The organism is Streptomyces sp. SID3212 (assembly GCF_009865405.1).
Classification (GTDB): domain Bacteria; phylum Actinomycetota; class Actinomycetes; order Streptomycetales; family Streptomycetaceae; genus Streptomyces.
Genome location: NZ_WWJY01000080.1, coordinates 1 through 5,023, shown reverse-complemented (window position 1 = coordinate 5,023; position 5,023 = coordinate 1). Strand labels below are relative to the sequence as shown.

The window sequence follows — 5,023 nt, the reverse complement described above, 5'->3', positions numbered from 1 at the left end:
ACGGTCAGCGGCGCCCCGAGATCGGCGGCCACCGCGTCGGCCAGCTCCACGACCTGGGCGGCGATCCCCTCGCACAGGGCGCGGACCAGATGCCCCGCGCCGGTGTCGAGGCCCAGCCCGGTCACCGAGCCCCGCAGGTCGCCCCGCCACCACGGCGCGGCCAGCCCGGCGAGCGCCGGGACGAACGTGACCCCGCCGCTGTCCGGCACGGACAGGCCGACCGGATCCAGGTCAGCGGCCCCGGAGATCACCCCGAGATCGGTGAGCCAGCGTACGGCGGAGGCGGCCGTGTAGACCTGCCCGTCCAGGCAGTAGCTGGTCCGGCCGCCGAGCCGCCAGGCGACACAGCTGACCAGCCCCGAGGTGCCCCTGCGTGGCCGGTTGCCGGTCTGCGCGAGGAGGAACGCCCCGGTGCCGTACGTGCACTTGGCGGTGCCCGGCTCCGTCACGTCCTGGGCGAGCAGCGCGGCCTGCTGGTCGACCAGCAGGCCGGTGAGCGGGATCTCGGGCCCGAACGCGGTGGTGGTGCCGACGGGTCCCGCCGCGTCGACGATCCCGGGCATCGCCTCGTCGGCCAGCCCGTACAGCGCCCGCGCCTCCCGCGACCATTCCACCCGGTCCAGGTCGAGGAGCTGGGTCCGGCCCGCGGTCGCGGCGTCGGTGACGAACGCGCCGGTCAACCGGTGGACCAGCCAGGCGTCGCTGGTGGTGACCACCCCCTCGCGGGTGAGCCGGCGCCGGATCCAGGCCATCTTGGGCGCGGCGAAGTACGGGTCGACGGGCAGACCGGTCAGTTCCGTCAACCGGGCCCCGTGCGGGGCCAGTTCGGCGCAGAGCGACTCCGCGCGCCGGTCCTGCCAGACGATCGCGTCGGTCAGCGGGGCCCCCGTCACCGGATCCCAGGCCAGGACCGTCTCGCCCTGGTTGGCGAGGCCGACGGCCGCGACGGGCTCACCGGCGTCCGCGAGCGCCCGGCGGCCCGCCTCGACGACGGAGGAGAGCAGCAGGGCCGGATCCACCTCCACCGTGCCCCCGGGGCCGTAACGGGGGGCCGCCGGGGCCGATCCCGCGCCGATCACGCCGCGTTCGGGACAGATGACCAGCGCCTTGGTGGACGACGTGCCCTGGTCGACGGCGAGCACCGGCCGGGAGGCGGGCCCGGAGATGCCGGAGATGCCGGGGAGGGAGTGCTGGGCCGGGCGCATGTCCCCGTTCTTCGCTCGCAGGAGGTGGTGCGGGTGGTGGTGATCGCTCTGCGAAAGGGTGGTGCAGGTCAGAGACGGCGTCAAGGGCGGCACGGCGGACGGCGGAGCACGGGAACGGGCCCGCGCGCCGGGGCGGATCCGTACGAAACTCCCGTGGCCTGTGTGACGAGTTGCAAAAAGTCGGCTGAGCGACCGGATTTTGACAGGGCGGGACCTACAATGATCGCCGAGCACCGGCAGGGCGCCCTTGAATCGCCCGACCAGCAGCGGATCGCTTCGCACCCCCACCGCGCCAGAGGATCCATGACCACCACATGCCTATCCGGGTGTTGCCCGCGCCGCACCCGACACACCGGACGCACGCGTGTTCCGGGTCCACCGGGGCCGGGCTGATGGCGGCCGACCACATACGCCCCGTCTACCACCCGGCGGGCCACGACAGCGAGTTGCGCGCCGCAGTACAGGACCTCAAGGCCGGGCGCTGGGTGTCGATGCGCAACCTCCTGGCCGACACGGCCGGTTGGGGCCTGTGGACCCAGCGGACGCAGGTGCTCGCGGCCGTCGCCGCCGGCTCGGACGCCGTCCGGACCTGGCGCGCCGAGGAACCCACGAATGTCGCCGCGACGGTGATGCACACCCGTGTCGTGGTCGAACGCGCCCTGCGGGCGCACCGGGAGGGGCATCCGCGCACCAAGGAGCTCTGGCAGCTGGGGTGGGAGGCGTGCGGTGCCGCGGCCAGGATCGCCCCCGACGACCCGGTGCCGTGGGTGTGCCTGCTCGCGCTGTCCCAACTCGACTCCAAGCAGCGGCTGGAGGAGCACCGGCTCGCGCCGCCGGGCCCGATGCTGTTCCCGGGCCCCTGGGAACTGCTCTCCGAGGCCGACCGGCGCGACCCGTACAACCGCGAGGCGTACCACCGCATGCTCCAGTTCGTGTACGCGCGCCGGGGCTCCCGCTCGCTCGCCGAGGCCGTCAACTTCGCCCAGTGGGCGGCCTCCACGGCGCCGGCGGGCTCGGCCCTGCACGTCCTGCCGCTGTACGTACGGGTGGAGCGCTACCGCCGCGAGAACGGGCAGGAGAAGGCCCTCGACCTGCACTGGGTCACGGAGGACGCCACCCGGGACGCGGCGCGGGCACTGGACCTGTGGTTCGACCGGGCGGTCCTGGCCGAGGCCTCGCTGCTCGACCTGAGCCATCTCGCGCACGCCCTCTGGGGATCGCTCCAATTCGAGTCCGCGGCACGGGTGTTCGAGGCGCTCGGGCCGTTCTACGCCACCCTTCCCTGGGCCTACCGCGCCCGGGAACCCGGGCAGGCGGAGGAGATGTTCCTCCGCGCCCGGAGCCGCTCGCTCGCCGGGGCCCGCGAGGCCAGGGGAGACCCGCCGGGCTGAGCCGGGCCCCGGCCGGGCCCGGCCGGGCCTGAGCAGCGCCCCGGCCGGTCCGGCCGTACGATTCCGCCGCGCCCGGCTCCGTACCCCCGCGTCCCGTTCCTTTCGCACCGTCCCGCATGCCCGTCCCTTGCCCTCGCCCGCGCCCCACCCCGGAGGTTTCCCGTGTCCCTTTCCCCGCCGGCCTGGTCGAACTCCGGCCTCGGTCCGCAGAAGGACGAAGAACAACGGCTGCGCGAACTGGGCTACCAGCCCGTCCTCGCCCGCCGCATGGGCGGGTTCGGCAACTTCGCGATCAGCTTCTCGGTCATCTCCATCCTCTCCGGATGCATGACCCTGTACGGCTTCGGCATGAACACCGGCGGGCCGGCGGTGATGCTCTGGGGCTGGGCGGGCGTCGGCCTGTTCGTGCTCTGCGTCGGCATGGCGCTGGCCGAGGTGACCAGCGCGTATCCGACCTCCGGCGCCCTCTACTACATGGCCGACCGGCTGGGCGGCCGCAAGTGGGGCTGGTACACGGGCTGGTTGAACCTGCTCGGGCTGCTGGGCGCGATCGCCGGGATCGACTACGGCGCCGCGCTGTTCACCGGGGCCTTCCTCAACCTGCGCTTCGGGTTCGAGCCCACCCCGGGCTGGACCATGGTCATCTTCGTGTGCATCCTGCTGCTGCACGCCGTGCTCAACCTGTTCGGCGTACGGCTGGTCAGTGTGCTGAACTCGGTCAGTGTGTGGTGGCACCTGGGCGGTGTCGCCGTCATCGTCGGCGCCCTGGCGATCGTGCCGTCCCACCACCAGTCGCCCAGCTACGTCTTCACCGAGTTCGTCAACAACACCGGCTGGCACAACTCGCTGTACGTGGCGGCGGTCGGACTGCTCCTGGCGCAGTACACCTTCTGCGGGTACGACGCCTCCGCCCACCTCTCCGAGGAGACCTCGAACGCCTCCGTCACGGCGGCGCGCGGCATCGTGCGCGCCATCTGGGTCTCCTGGATCGCCGGCTTCGCCTTGCTGGCCGGCCTCACCTTCGCCATCCAGGACTACACCGGCGCCCTGAACAGCTCCACCGGCGTGCCGCCCGCGCAGATCCTCATCGACGCGCTCGGCACGAGCGGCGCCACCGCGATGCTGCTGATCGTGATCGTCGCGCAGCTGTTCTGCGGCAACGCGGAGGTCGCCGCCGCCAGCCGGATGGTGTTCGCGTTCAGCCGCGACAACGCGCTGCCCGGCTCGGCGCTGTGGCGGCGCGTCAGCAGCCGTACGCAGACCCCCGTCAACGCCGTGTGGCTGTCGGTCGTCGTCGCCTGCGTGCTCGCCCTGCCCTCGCTGTACTCCACGACCGCGTACAACGCCGTCGTCGCCATCAACGTCATCGGCATCACCCCCGCCTACGCCATCCCGATCTACCTGCGGCTGCGCGCGGGCAAGCGCTTTGAGCCCGGGCCGTGGAACCTCGGCCGCTGGAGCAGGCCGGTCGGCTGGATCGCGGTGACGTGGGTGGCCGGGGTGACCGTTCTCTTCTGCCTCCCGCAGGCGAGCCCGGTGACCGTCGACTCCATGAACTACGCGGTGGTCGCGCTCGCCGTCGTGCTCGTGCTCGCCACGGTGTGGTGGTACGTGGCGCGTGGCTCGTACAGCACCCCGCAGTCGTACGGGAACGCGCGCGAGCAGTCGGAGATCTCCGAGGGGATCGTCTAGCCGCTCGACCGGGCGCTGAGCGGTCCGGGCGGTCCGAGCGGTCCGAGCGGCCCCGTCCCGGGACAGGGGCGGGGCCGCTCCCCGTCCCTGTCCTGGGACGGCCGCCCCTACTTCGCGCCGCCGTTCTCCCGTACGAACTTCTTCGCCAGCGCGTCCCCGAGCCGGACGGCCTCCGCGTGGTTCTCGATGGGGGAGACCCGGGTGTTCTTGAACAGGATGTACGTCACTCCCGAAGGCACACCGCCCCGCTGGGGGTGCGCCGGAATGCCCAGACCGTCCGCCGTGGCGTACGAGGCCTCCCCGATGATGCCCACCGGGCCGGTGTCGCCGACCACGGCGTACTGCACCCGCCCGCCGTGGACGACGGCCACGACCCCGCCCCCGCGGATGCCCGACGCCGGGTAGCTCCACAGCTCGCTCGGCGCCGGCACGACGACGAACGGCAGCTTCTCCGAGTTCAGCGGCCTGCCGTCGGACTGGGAGAAGGCGGTGCTCTCCTGGAACCACGGGTCGGTCGTCGTGTTGCAGTGCGCGGTGACCTGCCCGTCGCAGTCGATGTCCATGTCGGCCTTCCAGAACACCGCGCCCGACGCACCGCAGACGGGAACGGTGGCCGCCGCGCCCGCGTCGGTGCGGTACTTCCCCTTCGAGACCGGGGCGCAGGTGGTGGTCGCGGCCAGCAGGTCCGCCGCCCCCACCGTGGCCTCCGGGCCCGGTGCCCGCCGCTCGCCGCCC

The 5,023-nt window shown here is 73.0% G+C and carries 4 protein-coding genes; 2 read left to right on the top strand and 2 right to left on the bottom strand.

The window, feature by feature from the left end; translation table 11 throughout:
• Positions 1-1,205: FGGY family carbohydrate kinase (locus tag GT042_RS02755; RefSeq protein ID WP_161307101.1), on the bottom strand; the 1,205-nt coding region annotated here is incomplete at its 3' end.
• A 392-nt stretch (positions 1,206-1,597) separates the two neighbouring features.
• Here GT042_RS02755 and GT042_RS02750 point away from each other — a divergent pair.
• Positions 1,598-2,596 carry a hypothetical protein gene (locus GT042_RS02750; protein WP_161307100.1) on the top strand — a complete coding sequence of 333 codons (999 nt, stop codon included), beginning with the start codon at positions 1,598-1,600 and terminating at the stop codon, positions 2,594-2,596.
• A 162-nt stretch (positions 2,597-2,758) separates the two neighbouring features.
• The gene (locus GT042_RS02745) at positions 2,759-4,288 is read left to right on the top strand and encodes an amino acid permease (RefSeq protein ID WP_161307099.1); all 1,530 of its coding nucleotides are present in this window, start codon (positions 2,759-2,761) and stop codon (positions 4,286-4,288) included.
• A 107-nt stretch (positions 4,289-4,395) separates the two neighbouring features.
• Here GT042_RS02745 and GT042_RS02740 read toward each other — a convergent pair.
• Positions 4,396-5,023 (bottom strand): glycoside hydrolase family 75 protein (locus GT042_RS02740; protein ID WP_161307098.1); only part of this gene is annotated, 628 nt, incomplete at its 5' end.

Bases quoted from the DNA above. Each gene is read 5' to 3' on its own strand.
- GT042_RS02750 (WP_161307100.1), top strand. From the start codon at position 1,598: ATGGCGGCCGACCACATACGCCCCGTCTACCACCCGGCGGGCCACGAC.